The following is a 19,173-nucleotide window of genomic DNA, read 5'->3' on the forward strand; positions in this document are numbered from 1 at the left end:
ATTACGGTCGTCCTTTACCCGATATTGAGATCGCTCAAGCACTGACTTGGCTTTTGAAAACGATCAGTGGTCTAGCTGAAAAATTTACTCTCATGACAGAAACGTTGGATAAGATTTTTGCTGAATTCAAAAAGGCGCTACCAAGTAGTCTTGTCAGCCTACTTGGTAGCGCGTAAAAAAGAAAAACACTAATATTTGTTACTACAACTAAGTAATATCAAGGGTTGCGGTCTGTTTTTATGCTTTCAACCTTTAGTAGCAAATATTTTATTCCCGCCATTGATAACTTTTTGATTGACGTTTCGTACATAAAAAAAATTTACTACAATTACGATAATTAGAGACACTATAGCGAGTACTCCGTTATTCCAAAGAAACTCCATTTTAATTACCTCCACTGTTTTACTATGTACTTATTTAATTGGTGAGGCCACACTCCCTCGGTTAGTAAAGAGATCTTCAAGTTTACCATATCCAGCATTAAAGGCCTCACACTCGGATTCAACCAGACCACGCTTTACAAAAAGAGAAGATATTGGTTTTTTTCTTACTCATATAAATCCCGTCTATATATCGATGCTCAAAAGTTCTAAACATCGACCTCTGTAAAACTATTAGTTACTCTTCTTCGGAATATCTAAATTTTTCTCCCAGTTTTGATAGACTTCCAGGTAGCGCTCCTCTTCGTCATCTTCATATCCTCTGAAAACGATCTTATCGATATCATCATTATTAAAGAACAGGGCATTCTCCGGATCGATTCCACTGGGATATTCAACACCCACATAGTCCGAATACTTATCATCGCCATCATCATTAAAGACAGCACCGCGACCAACAACCATCAACTTAACAGTACCTTCCTCTAGATATACGATGCTACCTAAGGGTAATAATGTATTTTTCTTTTCTGTCATTTTTTATTTTCCTTTCTTTTTTGCCAGGCGTTTTGCCTTACGCGGACCGTACCATTGTTCATCAGTTATCTTAAATTTTTTCTTATATTGTTCTCCATACTTAGCAAAATAATAACTTACACAGAACATATGTAACATTATTTTCGCTAATAAAGCAATCCCGGCAAACGCTATTAACAAACCAAACGCAATAACATAAAGCAGTAAATTAAACTCCTCTGCGGGAAAAATCAATGAAACTATTACAGTTAAAACTAATGCAATACATGTTATCAGTAAATAATATCGAGAGGAAAAGTGCCTTTTTGTCTCACCATAGAGTGATGATTTCATATCATTTACAACATTATAGATTGCCATGAAAATATATAGCAAGCCTGCCACAATCATAACTATACTCCCGACTATACCTACCCCAGCAACTGCAACGCCAAACATAAAATCAAACATAATAAAACAAAACGAAAGTATCATTGGAAAAAATGCAAAATACGCAAATATAACATAATTACCGTAATTTTTTCGTTGTATTAGAAATAATACTGATATTCCAACCCAAACAAGCAATATTAACTTAATTGTATCGCTAAATATAGTTCCATATTTAGCCATTACCTCTGAAAAATAATTTTCTTTATCACTAATCCCTAAAGGCATTTGTGTTCCTATCATATAAAAAAATGGTGCCATAAAAAAGCTCACTAAAAATGGCAAAAATATTCTGTGCCTAAGTTTCATAAACTTAAAACCCTCTTTATTTAACTTAATTTGCTTCCTAGTAACTAACTTTGCAGAATCTTCATAATTTGCATTGAATAATTTCTTACGCATATTTCAGTACCTTCTTCATAAATGGCCACTTAGTTTTTTGGCTAACTTTCCAATCACCTTATCATGAACTTTATCTCCGAATTTTTCGACAGAATTGAAAAATTTAGTTTTGGTTTTTGGACTAGCAGCTCCCCAAATTTTGCTAGCACCACCAATTAAAAATCCAACACCTGCACCAATAGCTGTAGCACCAGGCAAAGGAAAAATCGTTCCTACTTTTGCACCCGTCATTGCGCCTTCCACCGGTCCAGCACTTTTTACTGACTCCACCCCGGCATGGATTACTGACTTGCCTACACTATGATATCCCTTGCTCTTCTTATCAAGAAAACTTTCTCCACCGTTAATGGCGGCACTACCGGCCATTGCTGTCCAACCGGTAGCTTTAGCTAACTTGCCCAAACCTTTGACCTTCGGAAGGGACTTCGCGAACTTCTCCGCTACCTTACCCCCAGTATCTGAAACCCAGCCTTCCACTCGATCATAGTTTTTCCAGGCTTTAGTATAATTCTTTAACTTATGTGCATTTTTAGCCAAAAATTCATTAAAGCTGCCTTTACCCATTACCTTTAGTGCTCTTTGAGCAGCTTTTGAATCCTTCTTAGTCCGCAAAAATCTTTTGACATCACGGTAATCTTTCATTAACAACTCATTAGTCTTTTTGCCAAAGGAGCCGTACTTTTTGAAAGACTTCGCCGTCACGGGTCTTCCAATCATCGCAGCCATATCTCTGAGCTGTTTATAAGCATCTTTAGCATTTTTATTAGCAGACTTACCCAATTGGTCAATATCTTTCGCGGTTAAATCCCCATTGATCAATGCTTGCTGATAGCCTTCTTGCTTGATCTTCTTTTGGTGTGCCGCAAGTGAGCTTTTCTCCAGCTTGGCCGTCGCTGCGTGACTTTTTTTGACCTGCTTTTGAAAAGCAGTCGCCGTATAAATCTCTTTAGCAGCCGCTGAGCTAAAGCTATGTCCCTCTGTTTCACCTAACTGTTTTAATTCTTTGCCTTGTTTTGACAGCAGTTCACTAGTTTTGGCGCCCAGTTTATCGCCATTGATCTCCGCCAACCATTTTTCAGTGTTGGTCAGCACTTTTTTGGCCGCATTTAGTTCTTTCACATAGTTAGCGCTACTTGGGCTGCTGACTGCCACGATATCGTTGATATTCGTATAAACCTTACTGAACTTTTTCTCTAAAGCAGCAAAGTCAGTTTCAGCAGTTGAAAATTTTCCTTCTAGTTCTCCAAAAGAAGCGGTATCGATAACAGCCGCATTATCATTCTCATGCACCGTTGTTTTAAACTTTTCGATTTCTTTGGTGAAAGAGTCATGTAAATGAAACAATGCATCACTGCTAACGATTCCCTTCACGCCAGTCTGGGCGGTCTTTAAACCTTCTTGAATATAATCTTCCTGACTTAGTCAGTTCATATATTTGTATGTATAAGTTGATACCCCTTAAGCATCAACTTTGTTAACCTGCTTTTTATTCATCTTGTTTTTTATTTCTTATTATTCATTATTATTCATCATCACCCTCATCATCTTTCTCGTATTCAATTGGTAAGCCTTTTTTCACTTTATAGAAGCGAATAAGACCTTTCTCAATGAAATAAATGACTAGATAAAAGATACCACAGCCCCATTTCGCCAAACTTCTGTTACCAATCCGAGTGATTACTACGTAGTAAAAAAATCCAGCTCCAATTAAACCAATCACATTAACGATGAAACTCTGCCATCTTTTTAGCTTTAAATCAAATAACTCAATTAGCGTATCCAAGGCTGCTCCTCCTGATTTTGATCACTTTCTGTCTAGATGAAGTCGTTACGCCTTCATTTTTGGCAGATCCAAATTACTTTCCCACTAACGATAGACCTCACCATATCTTTTTTCTTCTTCATCTTCATAACCACGAAAAACTACTTTTTCGATGTTTTCATGATTAAAAAAAATCGCATTCTCAGGATCAATCCCTTCTGGATAACTAACACCGATGTAATCGGTGTAAACATCTTGACCATGATCTTCAAAAACCGTGCCGCGCCCAACAACCATTAACTTAGCCGTACCTTCTTCTAAATATACAATACTGCCTAAAGGTAATAATTCTTTACTCATTTGTTTTTCTCCTTTTCTTTTTTCCGTTGAAGTTTCTTTGCCTTGCGTTTTCCATACCATTCTTTATCTGTGAAATCTAAATCTCTATAAAATTGGTTAGCATACTTTAAAAAATAAGAAGCATAAACTGTATATTTGGTCATCATAGATATAAATATTACACAAATAACAGACCATATAAGAACACCCAGACCTGTGATTAATTCAATTTTATTTGGTACAAAATTAGAATATCCAATACGGAAAACAAAATGATTACTCATAATAGCTAGCAAGGTAATAATAACTGTGGCTAATATATGTGCGTTAAAGCCTTTAAATTTATCTCCATATTTTATCATTGATGTAATCTTTACCAAGTTTATTCCTATCATATATACAGCAAACAACGATTGAAAAATCAAACCCAACCATCCATAAGCACCCAATGTCAAGCCAAAGAGCAACGGAACTATTGATACACAAAAACAAATTAATAAAAAGTCCATATTAAAAAGACCAAAAAAAGTTTGTCTAGGTAAATTTCCTTTTGGAAAAACATTTGTTATTGTTACAACTATTAATAAAGCAATTAAAAATTTGTTGAAAGGACTTATGTTTCTAGCTACCATATCAACCGCTTGCGCTGTAGAGAAGGAAATAACATTTACGTCCTCAGAAAAAGACGCAAAATTACCAGCTAAACTTACACCAGCTAAATAAAGAATGGGGGTTCCAAAGAAAATAATTAATAGACTTCCAATAATGCGATCCCACACTTTTAATGATGAAGCCACACCAACAACAGATGCAGTTTCTTTTATCGTTTTCTTATCCAATATTTTTCTATAATTTTCATATTTAGAAGTTTTCATAAATTACCATCCTAAATTTAGAGTATGTTTTATATTTTTAAAGGATTTCTTTATACCTCGACCTATTTTCTTTGCCTTCTTTACTGTCTGATCATATCCTTTGTCTAATCCCTTTTCCATCCCATTATAAAATTTGTCTTTTAGCTTAGAGTTAAGAATCCCAACAACCGAGTTTGTTAAACCGTCTCCAAAGCCAAAAGCAACACCAGCTGGTCCGAGCTTTGAAAACGCCATTGCTACTTCAAGCGGACCTGCCTGTTTGATTTGGTCTACACCGGCATGAATCACTGCTTTTCCTTTACTCTTATAGGCTAAGCTCTTTTTATCATGATAAGATCCTACGGCCGATTTACCCACGTCAAACGCCATAGAAACGTAGCCAGCTCTTGTCGCAATTTTGCCAAACTTGCCATATTTAGTGAACCCATTAGCTTTTGAAAACTTTTTGGTCCCCCACTTGTAGCCCTTGGTCTTCATAAGCTTCTGGACTTTAGCACTCTTCTTGAGCTGGCTCATTGTTCCGGCAACTTTTTGCGCAGATTTACTTGCTTTCATCTTACTTAGTGACTTTTCCCAGGCAGTCCCCACAGGATGCTTCAAAAATCCTTTTAGATTCGGGTGTTTAGATAGATAGTTGGAAAGATTTCTAACACTTTTAAGGTTATAAGCTTTTCCTTTTCCCCATTTTTTTGCTTGAGTTAAGTAATAATTAACTTTTTTCATCTTTTGTGAAGCACTTTTTCCAAAACTATTCGCTTTACGCGCATACTTTCCCAGTTGATCCTCCCTACTGAGTAATAATCGTTTTGCCTCATCCAACCTAACACCCGCACGGTAACCACGCTTTCCATACTTACCAAGTTTTCCTACTCTTCCACCTGTTTTATCATACAAGCTCTGCAAGCCCTCTATTAAGTTCTTGATATTTTTTCCGCGTACTAACCAAGCATCTAAATGATATTTAGCCAACCAACCACTTATACCGTTTTTCTTCACATTAATTAATTGATTTAAAGCTTTTCCGATTTCAGAATTAGAATATTTTTCCCACGCATATTGAGCTTTATCATACTTGGCATTGAATTTTTCCAAATCTTTTTTTGCCTGAGCATGTTCGGTTTTGACGTACTTTTTAAAATCAGTCTGGTGATAAAACTTGGCTGCTTCTCCTGAAGTATAGCTGACTTCACCCGCCGTATTTAGTTGGGCAATTTCGGCATTGATTTTGTTTAAAAGCTCCGTTACATGCGATTTTTCTTTTAAACCATTGAAATCCCCCAGCCATTTTTTAGTATTAGTCAAAACTTTTTTGGTTTTACCAAGTTGCTCCTCAAAACCATCCGTTGCTACATTTGTGAGTACTACCAAGTCATCAATTGTTTTATAAATTTTCTTAATACTTTCATCAATTTCCGTAAAGTCAGTTGAAACATCGCTAAATTTTTCTTCCATTGTGGTTAAAACATCAGAATCTATTTTAGCTTCATCACTACTTTCGCGAACAGTCTCCTTAAATTTCGTAATTGCTTGGCCGTATTTAATATTCATATAGGCAGTCACGTCGTTAATTGCCGTCAACAATGGTATCTGGTGGTTAGTAATTTTATCGTCAATAGCTGTTTTTACTTTGCCGGACAGGGCTTCTGAGTCTACTAGGTGATTCAAAAATTTCTTGGTTTCTGAAAGGTCTTCTTCGACTACAGCCCAACTTGTCCTGCTTTGTATCCTTATTATCTTCGTTTAACTTTGTTTATTATTCTTATGTTCAATACCCTTAAAATGCATTCAAATACGAAATCTAATTCTTGTTTTTTAACTTGAATTAAAAACTAACAAGGCTATATTTATGTATGTAATAGCCGACATTCATCAATAACAACATCAGCTACGTAAATTTATTAGTTACTCTTCTTTGGGATATCTAAGTTTTTCTCCCAGTCTTGATAAACCTCAAGATAACGTTCCTCTTCTTCATCTTCATAACCTCTGAAAACGATCTTATCGATGTCTTCGTTATTAAAAAACAAAGCATTCTCTGGATCAATTCCACTGGGATACTCTACGCCAACATAGTCCGAGTACTTATCACTGCCATCATCATTAAACACAGCACCTCGTCCCACAACCATCAACTTGACTGTTCCTTCTTCTAAATAAACGATACTACCTAAGGGTAATAAGATATTCTTCTTTTCTGTCATTTTTATTTTCCTTTCTTTTTAGAGATTTCTACATTTCCTTCTCATTCGTGTAAACTCCATAGTGTTTTTTCTTGAAACTCTTTTCACGTCCAATAATCATTGTCCTAACTACACCTTCTTCAGGTACACTACAGCGACTAATGTCAATACATTTTTTTCATTTATTTTTGTTCTTAAGTTCCCTTTGCTTGATCTTCTGAGCTTTCTTCTCACCATACCATTGAATATTGCTAAAACCTAAATCTACTCGAAAACGTTCGGCATATTTTGCAAAGTAGTAAGTTAAAACAACTTGTTTAAATATCATATTAATGAAGCCAATCGTAATTAACCCCCATAGTAATAGCCCCCAGCCAGTTAATAATTCAATTAGTTTGGGTGAAAGATTCGCATAGCCTATCTTAAACAAAAAATGATTCATATATGTGACTACAACAACCCCTAAGGTTAGAAACAAGGTGTAGGATTTGCGTTCGCTGGTTTCTTTTTCCGGAAAAATTTGCGCTTTAATGTCAGTGATTTTATTTCTTAAACTCATAAATATTAAGTAAATTACCAGCGCTAATTGTAAAAAGAAACCCACAGTACCAAAACCCCCCAAGGTCGCACCCCAAAGCATTGTTAAAGCCATAATACAAACACTAAACATAAAGCAAACCATATACATTGTTCCAAAAAAAAAGTTGATAAGCCAGGTTTTTCTTAGGAACAACATTCAAAATTGCAAATCCAGCAAACATAATCAAAGAAAATTTTGTAACGAGAGGCACAATTTTATCAAATGCCCCCATCGCAAAAGCTGTACTTACAGAAATTACATGTATATCATCAGGAGTCGTTCCCATTTTACCGGAAGCCGTCCCTATAACATATATCATCGGACAAAAAAATATTATTGCCAAAACACAACTAAGCAATCTATTTGATAACTCTAAAGAAGCGGCATTTCCTATTGCATGTTTAGACTTATTAATAGTGTCTTTTGTAACAAAGTTTTCTAACTTAGCATAAGTTACTTTCTTATTCATTTCTTACCACCCAAAACTTATTGATTTTTTTAAATTTTTTAGCCCGCGAGAAAACGGTTTCTTAACAAACTTATCGTAACCTTTATCCAACCCTTTTTCTAAACCTCCATAAAACTTTTTCTTCAGCTTGGGTGCTGCAATCCCTGCTAAAGAATTTATAGCCCCTGCTGTAAATCCTACTGTTGCTCCTATTGGGCCACCTATGGCTGAACCAGCCATAGCACCTTCAAGTGGACCAGCCTGTTTAATTTGATCCACACCAGCATGTATCACCGATTTTCCAACGTCTTTATACCCTAAACTATCTTTGTCATGATAAGCTCTTTCGTAACTGAACGTTGCATCAACACCCATACTAACCCACGCTAGTGCTGAAACACCCTTTCCATGTTTACCTAATTTACTAATTACTTTTGTATTACTTATCTTCCTATAGCTTTTAGATTTGCTTATCCTCTGGATTCCTTTTTTTGTAAATGACTTGACCGGATCAGATATAGTTGAAAACTTTTTACCGGCACTTTTTATGGCACTGCCAATTTTATAGTCGTCAGTTAAATGACCTTTTCGAATAAATCCTTCTAAATTGTATCTAAAACTCCCCGGAATTTTTTTTGCTACCTTTCCCATATGATTATTCCGCATAAACTCTTTTGACTTTCGCCAACTGTACATTAAATCATCCAGAGTTTTTTGACCAAGTTTACCATACATCCCTTTCTTGCCTGGTTTACCACCTAGTTTTTCATCTAAAGTTGTCAATTGTCCAACTAAACTAATGCCATTTACTGCTCTATCCTTAACATCACCAATAAAACTGTTATCCAAATAATCATTAACAGCCTTTTTTCCATTAACTAGACTACTTGTTGCTTTTCCAACTTTGGTATTACTATACTCCTGCCAGAGATATTTCATACCGTGATAATGGTTGTCATAGCTTTTCTCAAGCTTAGCTACTTTGGCATGACCTGTTTTAACGCTTTTCTTGAAATCCTTCATCTGATACATTTTCTGCGCACCAATTGAGATGATGCCGGAAACCTGGCCGCTCTTATTTGTGGTGACTGCATTATTCAAGCTGGCTAGATCTGCCTTTTGCTTACTTAAGATTTCATTGAACCCAGCTTGAGTTTTACCTTGCTTACTGTTAAATTCCATCATCCATTTGGTGGTATTAGAAAGGACCTTTTTGGTTTTCGCCATTTGTTGCTCAAACTTTGTTCCACTAACTTTAGTAACTGAGACTAAATCAGTGATCGAAGAATAGGTACTATTAGCTTTAGTTTCAATGTCAGTGTAGTCTTGCAGTAAATTAGTGAACTTACCTGCTAATCTTGTTACTTCAGTGGTATCGATCACGGCCGAACTGCTATTCTCATGAACTGTCTCTGCAAAATCCTGAATCTCTTGATCAAACTGTTGTAAAAGATAGGCTGCTCCATCATGGTAGGTCGTCAGTAAAGGTTCATATAATATGTAAAAATCGAAGTTCATCAACAATAAACCTCGACTCTGTAAAACTTTTAGTTACTCTTCTTTGGAATATCTAAATTTTTCTCCCAGTCTTGATAGACTTCAAGATAGCGTTCCTCTTCTTCATCTTCATAACCTCTGAAAACGACCTTATCGATATCATCGTTATTAAAAAATAAAGCATTTTCTGGATCGATTCCACTAGGATATTCTACGCCCACATAGTCCGAGTATTTATCACTGCCATCATCATCAAACACGGCACCCCGGCCCACTACCATTAACTTGACGGTTCCTTCTTCTAAATAAACAATACTGCCTAAGGGTAATAAGATATTTTTCTTTTCTGTCATTTTTTACTTTCCTTTCCTTTTTGCAGTTACTTTACTATGCCCATACCATTGCTCGTCCGTTATCTTAAACTTTTCCTGATACTGATCCGCATATTTTACAAAATAATGATTTACGACCGAAGAATGAACGAATACTTTTATCATCAATGCCGCAAAAACAAATACAACTAGTATGCTAAATGAGGCGGAATATATTAAAAAACCATTCTTAATTGTCTGAAATAAAAGGGCAATCACAGTCGCCCCAACCAAACCAATAATGGTCACATAAACATTCCATTTAAAACTGATTTTCTTTAAATTAAGATCATACAAAGTATTTTTAATTTTTATCAACACATTATACGTTGCAACCAGAATATAAAAAATCCCTACGACAATTAAAATACAAGTAGCTTCTAAGCCAATTCCCGCAACTGATAAAGCAAACGACAAATCAAAAAAAATCAAAATAGATGCAACAAACATTGGCATCATCACCACTAAAGCATCTCGTATATTAACAGCATAATTTTTACGAGGAAAAAGAAATGCTATAAATACAACCAGCCAAATTACTAATGTAATCTTTATAACCGGAATGAAAAACGTCCCATATGAACTTAAATAAAAGGCTACTTTGCTTTTCTCGTCCCCAATCTCCTGAGGTAGCCCGACTCCAATAAAATACATTAAGGGTCCAAATAAAAGTAAAGCAACGAGGAATGATGAAAATTTACTTCTAAACTTAATGTTTTTAAATGTATCTTCTGTTAAATTTAAATTCTTTTCGGTTACTAACTTAGACGTTTCCTCATAATTTGCCTCTAAAATTCTTCTATCCATAAGTATATCTTCCTCCGGAACTAACTTTTAAACTTCCTTTTAGTTTATTTTTAAAAGCACGACCAACGCTTCTTATCTTATCTAACCCTTTATCCGCGATTTTTTCAGCTCCCTTATAAAATTTCTTTTTCGCCTTTGGAGCGACTATATCAGCAATTTTATTTATACTTCCAAATGCAAAACCAACCCCAATTGTACCAGCCACAATATAAGGATTACCTGAAAATTTGGAGATTTTTGCACCAGCCACAGCTCCTTGAATAGGCCCAACATTTTTTAACTGATCAAGACCACCATGAATTGCAGCTTTTTCTCGATCCTTGTAAGCTAGACTATCCTTATCATAGTATGCATCTTTAGCGCTAAAACCAGTTTTAATTGCTAAATCCGTCCAAGCAACAACTGAGATGGTTTTGCCTAGTTTACTGAACACTTTTGCTTTGACCATCTTTTTTCCTGCCTTAAGTGCTATATCTTTCACTGGATGAGAAAGCGTTGACCAAACAGAATTAACCTTTTCAGCACCTCTCCCAACTTTTTTAACAAACTCACCTACATTTTTTACTTTTCTAACTGCTCCATCTTTAACAGAAGTTGGGATTCTTTCAATACTTTGCTTGATACCTTTGCCAATTTTTCCATTTTTAATATAATCCTTCGAAGCACTTAAAGCTGTCTTTAGATCTGCATATGTTTTTATGCCAACTTTACCGTATTTTCCCTCCTTACCAGCTTTACCGAGTAGAATTTCTTTAGCATTTTTTAACTCTTTAGATAACGATACCGCGTTAACTGCTCTATCCTTAACATCACCCATAAAACTGTTATCCAAATAATCATCAACAGCCTTTTTCCCATTAACTAAAGTACTTGTTGCTTTTCCAGCTTTGGTATTACTATATTCCTGCCAGAGATATTTCATGCCGTGATAATGGTTGTCATAGCTTTTCTCAAGCTTAGCTACTTTGGCATGATCTGTTTTAACGCTTTTCTTGAAATCCTTCATCTGATACATTTTCTGCGCACCAATTGATATGATGCCGGAAACTTGACCACTCTCATTTGTGGCGACTGCATTATTCAAGCTGGCTAGCTCTGCCTTTTGCTTACTTAAGATTTCATTGAACCCTACTTGAGTTTTACCTTGTTTACTGTTAAATTCTGTCATCCATTTGTTAGTATTAGAAAGGACCTTTTTGGTTTTCGCCATTTGTTGCTCAAACTTTACTCCACTAACTTTAGTAACTGAAACTAAATCAGTGATCGAAGCGTAAGTACTATTAGCTTTAGTTTCAATGTCAGTGTAGTCTTGCAGTAAATTAGTGAACTTACCTGCTAATCTTGTTACTTCAGTGGTATCGATCACGGCCGAACTACTATACTCATGAACTGTCTCTGCAAAATCCTGAATCTCTTGATCAAACTGTTGTAAAAGATAAGCTGCTCCATCATGGTAATCTAATCAATCACAGTTCATATAATATGTAAAAATCGACGTTCATCAGCAATAAACCTCGACTCTGTAAAACTTTTAGTTACTTTTATGTTCCTCAAGAGAAAGCCGTTCTTTAATTTCAAAAATTTTTTTCTAAAACTTATCAATACTAAACAAGTAACTAGAAATAACTGCAAGCAAAATCCACCTAAAATCGCACCCCCAAATATTCCGATAGCAGTTATAACAGCACTGCAAATATAAGCAACTTTATTTTTACGACTAATACAACTGATTAACTAATTTTTGGAAAGTGATTCTTGATATAAAATTGACTTTCCTACTTCTTCATTACCTGCCAATCCAACACCTATAACAAACATCATCTTTCCAAAAGCCACCAAGAATCCTGTAATAAAATAATAAGAGATGATGCAACATCTATATTTTTTGGATTTTTTTCAAAATCTTTCGTTATTACTTTGTTCAAATTCTTATAAGGTCTCTTTTATTCATACTTTTCAACGCAAACAGAAGCTAAACTTTTCATCCTCTTCTATTCACAATTGTTAACTTCTGTTGACCAACTCTATAATCCATATAAAAGGCAAAAGCAATATAAGCAGCAACAAAAGCAAAGGTTATCAGGGCCCTGCCAAAAATAATTGCCATCAGCAATACCAGCACGACCCCACCTAAAAAGTACCAATAATAGTGGCTAGGAACAGTGATTTTAATGAAATCGCCATCCTTAACATCAATGCCCATCTCCTTACTTCCTTTTTCCTTAATTGAAAGTTTTGCTTCAGGATTCGCCATTTCTAATTCAATTTCTTTTCTGTTCGCAATTTTAGCAACTTCTTCCCCATCAAGTTTAACCTTGATATCAATTGCTGCCCCACGTTCCCTGTTTTGCGTAAAATTTTGATTGCCATTTTAGTACCCTCTTTAAAAACAATAAATGGGATAACTTTCCAATAATTTCAAATAATTATTAGTCTCAACTTCATGTTTCAACGCTAAATAAAGCTTTATTAACTGCTTTTTTATGATTTTGTCCCATATCCTAATAAAGTTATAAGCCATCCTTGTGTTTTTGCCAGTAAAATACCGGGAATTATAAAAGTATAAATTGCTCCCAACGCTAGGTAAACAACTCCTCCAATAGGATTATTGGGAATAACCTTATCCAAGTAATTAAAAATAGGCTCCATCCCACCAATCATTAAAAATAATATACCTGGAACATAGTGTCCCAAAGCGAAACCTAAAATTGCATTTTTATCAAAATACTTAGGAACTGCTTTTTCAAAAGTAATCATTCTAGATTTTATTTCTCTTTTTGCCGTGAAAAATAGAAGTATATAAGCCACCAAGGTTATTAGTATTAATTCTGCAGACCACACAAGCATGAAAGTTGATGCCCCTTGCTCAGGTAAAACTATCGAACCAAAGACTATGGCAATATAAGCCGTCAACAAAAAAGAAAGCACACCTATAATTACTGAGTAGTTACCATATTCTCCCTTTTCTATTTCGCTAATAGCTCCTTTCAAGAACAAATAATCCACTATGACTGCCACAACACCTGCAATTATAGCTAAAGATATTGAATTAAAAATATACTCGAAAATCATTTTGATCATTCTTCCCTTTTTATTTATTGAGTAATAAAGGAGGCCACTAAAACCTCTCTAATATTCCTTTTAACCATCTGAGTGTTTTTCCAACTATATACCATAAGCACCAATAAATACTATTAGGGTAGCAGTGCCATCTATAGCCTCATGTGGAACTATGTCAAAGATCAGCATAATAATTAAAGTCAAACTTTATTCAAAGCATTTTTAAATAGTTTTGGCGTTTTTAGTATAATATACGGCGGTAATACAAAGGTATATAAAATCACTACCGCTAATTCGGTTATCCCACCAATTGGATTATGCGGTAAAAAATCTAAAGAGGATCTAAAAATTGTATTTCCGCAACTGACAAACAACATAATTACCCCTAGCATATAATGTGCTGTAGTATAGCCTAAAAATGCGTTGTCTTCAAAATACTTTTTTAAAATCATATTTTTAGAAGATTTGTCTCTCAAAATTTCTTTTTTTGCATTATTAAATAATACAAAATAGTAAATAAGCCCAATCAAGAGTAACTCAAAAGCAAAAGTAAAACCAAAAATAGGAGTTCCATTTTTACCCGTATTTAAGCCTAAAAATATAGCAATACATACACAGGAAAGAAAGGAAATTAAGAAAACCATAAAAGCATTTTTTTTATTTCCTCCATTTACAATCCTAGTAGGAACATTTTTTGAATATAAAAAGTTTACCGTGATTACAGTAATCAAGGCAATTATAGTAAGTATCGGATTACCCCAAAGAATTTCCATTTTGATTACCCCCTTAAGTTAGTGGTTAGTATTTTTACTTTTGTATTGGCATCGTTACAGTCCCTTGGTCGGCAAAAAAGTTTTCAAGTTTCCCGTATCCTGCATTGAATGCCTTTCCTTCTGATTTAACCAAACCACGTTCTATGAATAACGATGATACTGGCTTTTTTTGCCCCATATAAATTCCATCTATATATTGAGCCTGACCATTTTGTTGATAGTGATTTAAAATTGGCTTATTTACTTTTTCATCCACGACTACTTGGGTCTCCTTTTTACTACCACTTTTGATAAACTCTTTTCCATAAGCTGACCCAACAGCCCTAAAAGTTGCAGCATTATCACTCATAAAACTATTTTGTATCGCCTTTGTACCCACTTGCGGCATTATTCCATTTTGTAAACCACCTGTCTCTTTAAGAATCTTTAGATTATTATGCATAGCTTGTTTAGGCGACGTTGGGCTTTCTTTAAAAAAACTCTTCAAAATGGATTGTGACTTAGTACCAGATTCTACAAAGTATCCCTCTTTTGCTAAATCTCCATACGCTTTTCCAGAACCAGCCATTCCCGCAACTAACTCTACCGAAGAGTATAAACCGTCTGACTGTTCTTTGGACATACCTACTGTACTTCCAAAGCTTCTAGCGGTATCTTTTAAGTAGTTATCACCCTCGTTTTTCCCAGTTCTTGCTTTGTCAAAATCTTCATATAAGTCCACTCCTGAAAATGTTAAACTTGGTAATAAAAGTAAGAAAGGAGTAGCTGTCCCTCCCGAAGCAAATGTAATAGCCGTTCCTACAGCCAAAAAGAATAAATCCATACCCAGCTGCGCCCGACCTTCACGTTTATTCTGTTCGACTTGTGCCTTCTTAACTTGCTTTTCAAATGCATGCTGTTGCTTATTCACCTGATTAATTGTCTTATTATTTTGAGCAGTCACTTTAGCCATTTTAGCATCATAGTTCTGAATGCCATTCAAACGCCGAGCATAATTTGCACCCATTTGTTGTTTAAAGCCACCAGAAACATAGTTTCCCATGGTAGGTACCTTCCCACCAGAATATAAGCTGATCAGCTTAGTAACATTGTTAATGATTGTTTGAACGTCATTAAAGGTATTGGCATTTTTACTTTCATAAGAATGCCAGGCATTTTGTTGTTTACTGGCGATACTAGACATCTTACTTAATCTGTCTTGTAAGCTTTTACCCGCATTTTTCAAGCTAGCGGCACCAGAAGTTTCCTTGATATCATCTACAGAACTTATAGTTTTTTGAGCAGACTTTACCACTTCAGCATAGTTCGTCTTTGCTGTCTTGAGTTCCTGTTTGTGCTTATCAAAATCCTCATCAATGATTTTAAAAATTACGCCACCATCATCTACATCCACATACTTTATGACATAATCATCCATTTTTGTTTCGAGGTTCGTTAGGGCTTCTAGCAATTGTGGGATTATTCCATCAGTATGAACCTCTTGAATATAACTTGTGATATTATCAGCAGTTTGCCCGCTGAAATTTAAAGATCCTGCTATACTATCCAGTGACGTTTTTACAGCTTTTAATTTTTCATTTCGTCTCTTAATACCCTTATGAAGGCTTTGTTGATAATCGGTTAACGATTCATAATATAGCTTACTCACCTATTTACCTCCTTTTTTACTATATGATCCATCGAGCTCAACCTGGTTTTTGCCAGCTTGTTTAAAACGTCCAACATCATAAGTTACCAATGTTGCATATTGGTTTATCGCGTTTGTTAGCTTATCATATTCCTCCCACATTTCTTTTATTACCTTGGTATTTAAATCTGAACCTGGTTTGGCAACACCGTTTTTTGTAGCCAAGTTATCTGCGTCTGTTTTAGCATTATTAACTTCACCACTATAATTATTAGCATCAACTTTAATTTGCGGCATAAAAATCCATCTTCTTTCTTTTCAAATTCATTACGTCATATACGGATTGCCAGTTATCGCAGCATCCGAAGCTTCTAGAGAACGAATTTTCGCATTATAGTCATCTATTGCAGTATCGATTGCTGATTTGACTGACTTGACATCTTTATAAAAAGCCTTATATTGATCAATAAATTTGGTTTGTTCATTTCCTCGCCATTTTTTAGTCCCAGCCGCTGTGAGACCCTCAGTTTTTAAACCATTAAGCGTTTCCTTATCTTTTTGAAGTTTCGTGACAGCTCGCGAAAGCCGATCAATTTTTTCCCGATTACTCTTGAGTTTCTTCTTATCACTCGCCTTTAATCCCATCTTCTTCATCCTCTCTAACTTCAGCAAATGGGTCAGGATTGCCACTATCATCTAATTTAACTAATACATCGTTAATTTGTTCCTGCATTAAATTATCGTCATCATCCTTATATCCTACATCTATAACTTTAGCGATATCTGGTTGGTTAAAATAAGCAACACGATTTTCAACTAAGCCCTCTGGATACAAGGCTGCTCCGTAATCAAAATACTTCTTCTCTTGATTTTGTTCAACTTGGACTGCCCGTTGAATAATCATCAACTTCTTGACCGTACCATGCAAAATAACAATTGAACCTAATGGTAAAAATTCCATCTTTTTCATAATTTGGTTTACTCCTATCTATCTTGCAATTTGTTTTCCACTTTAACTATTTGTGCATCATTTAAATTATCAGTAACTGTGATATAAAGTCGCACGGTATCAAATTTTTCCTCATGGTATCTATTTGACCAAATTGCCACTTTTAAATCATCTGAGCCTGTATCTAAACTACCATTAACCATCGTCGGTTTGCCCATCTTCTCGATAACCTCACCTAATTTGGTTCCGCCAATATACTGATCACCTTGTTTTTTAGCTGTCTGGATCTGTTTAATATACTTTGGATTTTTACGCCATTTTGTTGTCTTGTCGTCTTTATAGGGAGGCTCAATTTTTTGTTTGGCTATTAACTTCTGTTCCCTATCTCGTTGTTCCATTCGTAACTCTTCTTGATGTTGTGGTGAATTGTACCATATTCTATAACCAAAACGACCAGCTGTTGCTATCACAAACAGAGCTATCAAGCTGCCAAGCCATATTTTCCTTTTATCCATCTAACTATCCTCCTAGATTCTTCTACCAGGGATTCGAACTTTGTTAAACTTCTTACCTCTAGCTGTAAAGAAGTATGCTTCATTACTATGCAAAGCAGGTTCATAAACACTGCCTAAGCTATCGATCAGGTTAGTATCAGTTATTCTTGCGCCTACTATACCGATTTGAGCATTTTCTCTCACAACCTTAGCAACAGGATCATAACTATTCCCAACGTAACTTTCCATACTTTGAATAATCAAATGTAATCCGCTCTTTGAAGCTTTATTTAATACCAACTTAAAGTCAGTCGCTAAGAAGTTGGTTGCACCGATAAAACTTTCTAAATCGGCAATATACATGAATGTCGGAACTAGTTCCTTATCCTCTTGTGCCGCCCGAACATAGTTAGCCATCAACTGTTTAACTGCATTAATTTGGTCTGTTTCATTTTCAACCACTTGATCAAAGCAAATTCGATCGGTAACTTCATTTTCAAAATCAACCAAGATCTTTCTGGTGGTCTTGTCAGATAATTTATTGAACTGTTCAAATAACATCTCTCGTTGTAAGACTAACTGCTCATCCAATGTATGAGCAATAAGCAAGTACTTTTGGCGTATTGGTTCAAAACCAATTGGAGTAGTATCTGATAATTGTAATCCTAGCGCTATTGCGTTATTCTCTTGCCATTTCTTTACTTTTTGGTTAAAGTATTCCACTTCATATTCTACAGGAACGATTGGTAGTGAGGCTGGAACCGCGCCTTGCCAAACTTTATTTAATCCTTCAATTTCTTTATTCAAAGCAGTTAAGCTCGGTAAAGGATCCACTTCCTTATTTGGCAAATAGACCTGAAAGGCATTTGTTGATTCTAACTTGATTTGAGCCCGTCCTTCTATCTCTTGTTGGATCACCTTATCGCGTCCAATTACTTCAGCTACTTCACTTTCGTCAACCAAATACAAAGCGATTTTCGTTTCGATACTGCTCATCATGGACATTCGAATCACACCTGAACGGTTAGCTGATATTACCAGATATATCCCTAGAGCAGCACCCTCACGCAGAATTTTACTTAATACTCCATCGATGGCATCACGATTTTCATCATCTGTGACAGAATCATAACCATCCAGTACGTTAACAATAATTGGTAAGTGCTCTTTTTCTGCCTCATATTGTGTTAAATTAGCCACGCCTGCCAGTTGGAAATCATTTTTACGCTCATCAATTTCTTGACGAATACGTTTCATCATTTTAGCCAGTTTTTCTTCTTCATTCAGACGAACGATATCTGCAGTATGTGGTAATTTACTCAAAGGTAAAAGTCCATTTGTACCAAAATCCAAAAGGTTAAATTGCACCTGCTCCGGGGTATTTTGTCGTGCTAAGTTCATAACCAGAGTTTGCAATAAAATACTCTTGCCAAAACCAGAACTGCCGAAAATAGCAGTGTGCGCCATCTTTGTCAAATCAAATATCAGTGACTTCTGACTTTGTTCTTCAGGGATATCCAATAAACCGATTGGAACTGCCATGTTTCTTTGTTTTTGCCACTGTTTATTATGATCAATTTCTGGACTAGTGATCTGTGTCCCTAACGGCGGCAGCCACGGCTTGTCCGGTAAGGCCGCTTTCGTGTCTACTGCGTACTGCTTG

General features: G+C 35.5%; 23 protein-coding genes. All 23 read right to left on the reverse strand.

What is annotated here, in order from left to right; genetic code table 11:
- Positions 1-614: 614 nt before the first annotated feature.
- A complete protein-coding gene (locus LACPOB_RS0110070) occupies positions 615-917 on the reverse strand; it encodes a DUF4176 domain-containing protein (RefSeq protein ID WP_017868695.1) in 303 nt (100 codons plus the stop codon).
- Positions 918-920: 3 nt separating this feature from the next.
- Positions 921-1,748, reverse strand: a complete 828-nt coding sequence (locus tag LACPOB_RS0110075; protein ID WP_017868696.1) for a hypothetical protein — start codon at positions 1,746-1,748, stop codon at positions 921-923.
- A 15-nt stretch (positions 1,749-1,763) separates the two neighbouring features.
- Entirely contained in the window at positions 1,764-3,119 is a 1,356-nt protein-coding gene (locus tag LACPOB_RS0110080; protein ID WP_017868697.1) for a hypothetical protein, read from the reverse strand.
- Between the two features lie 151 nt (positions 3,120-3,270).
- The gene (locus LACPOB_RS0110085; protein ID WP_017868698.1) at positions 3,271-3,531 is read right to left on the reverse strand and encodes a hypothetical protein; all 261 of its coding nucleotides are present in this window, start codon (positions 3,529-3,531) and stop codon (positions 3,271-3,273) included.
- Between the two features lie 84 nt (positions 3,532-3,615).
- Positions 3,616-3,870, reverse strand: coding sequence for a DUF4176 domain-containing protein (locus LACPOB_RS12065; RefSeq protein ID WP_017868699.1), 255 nt, complete (start codon positions 3,868-3,870; stop codon positions 3,616-3,618).
- Positions 3,867-4,724 carry a hypothetical protein gene (locus LACPOB_RS0110095; protein WP_017868700.1) on the reverse strand — a complete coding sequence of 286 codons (858 nt, stop codon included), beginning with the start codon at positions 4,722-4,724 and terminating at the stop codon, positions 3,867-3,869. Before LACPOB_RS0110095 ends, LACPOB_RS12065 begins: the two co-directional genes overlap by 4 nt.
- A gap of 3 nt (positions 4,725-4,727) precedes the next feature.
- A complete protein-coding gene (locus LACPOB_RS0110100; RefSeq protein WP_081607063.1) occupies positions 4,728-6,458 on the reverse strand; it encodes a T7SS effector LXG polymorphic toxin in 1,731 nt (576 codons plus the stop codon).
- A 164-nt stretch (positions 6,459-6,622) separates the two neighbouring features.
- Positions 6,623-6,925, reverse strand: coding sequence for a DUF4176 domain-containing protein (locus LACPOB_RS0110105; RefSeq protein WP_017868702.1), 303 nt, complete (start codon positions 6,923-6,925; stop codon positions 6,623-6,625).
- A 157-nt stretch (positions 6,926-7,082) separates the two neighbouring features.
- The gene (locus LACPOB_RS0110110; RefSeq protein WP_146983677.1) at positions 7,083-7,556 is read right to left on the reverse strand and encodes a hypothetical protein; all 474 of its coding nucleotides are present in this window, start codon (positions 7,554-7,556) and stop codon (positions 7,083-7,085) included.
- Between the two features lie 10 nt (positions 7,557-7,566).
- Complete coding sequence (locus LACPOB_RS0110115; protein ID WP_017868704.1) at positions 7,567-7,953, reverse strand: hypothetical protein; 387 nt, start codon at positions 7,951-7,953, stop codon at positions 7,567-7,569.
- 3 nt (positions 7,954-7,956) lie between these two features.
- Positions 7,957-9,450 (reverse strand): T7SS effector LXG polymorphic toxin, encoded by a 1,494-nt coding sequence (locus tag LACPOB_RS0110120; protein WP_017868705.1) that lies wholly within the window; start codon positions 9,448-9,450, stop codon positions 7,957-7,959.
- 29 nt (positions 9,451-9,479) lie between these two features.
- Complete coding sequence (locus LACPOB_RS0110125) at positions 9,480-9,782, reverse strand: DUF4176 domain-containing protein (RefSeq protein WP_017868706.1); 303 nt, start codon at positions 9,780-9,782, stop codon at positions 9,480-9,482.
- 3 nt (positions 9,783-9,785) lie between these two features.
- Positions 9,786-10,607, reverse strand: a complete 822-nt coding sequence (locus tag LACPOB_RS0110130) for a hypothetical protein (protein WP_017868707.1) — start codon at positions 10,605-10,607, stop codon at positions 9,786-9,788.
- Entirely contained in the window at positions 10,600-11,817 is a 1,218-nt protein-coding gene (locus tag LACPOB_RS0110135; RefSeq protein WP_371861880.1) for a hypothetical protein, read from the reverse strand. Before LACPOB_RS0110135 ends, LACPOB_RS0110130 begins: the two co-directional genes overlap by 8 nt.
- A 771-nt stretch (positions 11,818-12,588) precedes the next feature.
- On the reverse strand, positions 12,589-12,861 hold the full coding sequence (locus LACPOB_RS0110145; protein ID WP_017868709.1) for a hypothetical protein: 273 nt from the start codon (positions 12,859-12,861) through the stop codon (positions 12,589-12,591).
- 227 nt (positions 12,862-13,088) lie between these two features.
- The gene (locus tag LACPOB_RS0110155; RefSeq protein WP_152416264.1) at positions 13,089-13,688 is read right to left on the reverse strand and encodes a hypothetical protein; all 600 of its coding nucleotides are present in this window, start codon (positions 13,686-13,688) and stop codon (positions 13,089-13,091) included.
- Between the two features lie 179 nt (positions 13,689-13,867).
- Positions 13,868-14,440, reverse strand: a complete 573-nt coding sequence (locus LACPOB_RS0110160) for a hypothetical protein (RefSeq protein WP_017868712.1) — start codon at positions 14,438-14,440, stop codon at positions 13,868-13,870.
- Between the two features lie 34 nt (positions 14,441-14,474).
- On the reverse strand, positions 14,475-16,088 hold the full coding sequence (locus LACPOB_RS0110165; protein WP_017868713.1) for an LXG domain-containing protein: 1,614 nt from the start codon (positions 16,086-16,088) through the stop codon (positions 14,475-14,477).
- Positions 16,089-16,364 carry a hypothetical protein gene (locus LACPOB_RS0110170; RefSeq protein ID WP_017868714.1) on the reverse strand — a complete coding sequence of 92 codons (276 nt, stop codon included), beginning with the start codon at positions 16,362-16,364 and terminating at the stop codon, positions 16,089-16,091. It lies immediately after the preceding gene.
- Between the two features lie 30 nt (positions 16,365-16,394).
- A complete protein-coding gene (locus LACPOB_RS0110175) occupies positions 16,395-16,712 on the reverse strand; it encodes a YwqH-like family protein (RefSeq protein ID WP_017868715.1) in 318 nt (105 codons plus the stop codon).
- Positions 16,693-17,037 carry a DUF4176 domain-containing protein gene (locus tag LACPOB_RS0110180; protein WP_017868716.1) on the reverse strand — a complete coding sequence of 115 codons (345 nt, stop codon included), beginning with the start codon at positions 17,035-17,037 and terminating at the stop codon, positions 16,693-16,695. Before LACPOB_RS0110180 ends, LACPOB_RS0110175 begins: the two co-directional genes overlap by 20 nt.
- 14 nt (positions 17,038-17,051) lie before the next feature.
- Positions 17,052-17,531: a hypothetical protein gene (locus LACPOB_RS0110185; RefSeq protein WP_017868717.1), complete on the reverse strand. Its 480-nt coding sequence runs from the start codon at positions 17,529-17,531 to the stop codon at positions 17,052-17,054.
- A gap of 12 nt (positions 17,532-17,543) precedes the next feature.
- A partial coding sequence (locus LACPOB_RS13150) for an FtsK/SpoIIIE domain-containing protein (RefSeq protein WP_040533125.1) occupies positions 17,544-19,173 on the reverse strand: 1,630 nt, incomplete at its 5' end.

It is taken from the genome of Ligilactobacillus pobuzihii E100301 = KCTC 13174, from assembly GCF_000349725.1.
GTDB classification, from domain to species: domain Bacteria; phylum Bacillota; class Bacilli; order Lactobacillales; family Lactobacillaceae; genus Ligilactobacillus; species Ligilactobacillus pobuzihii.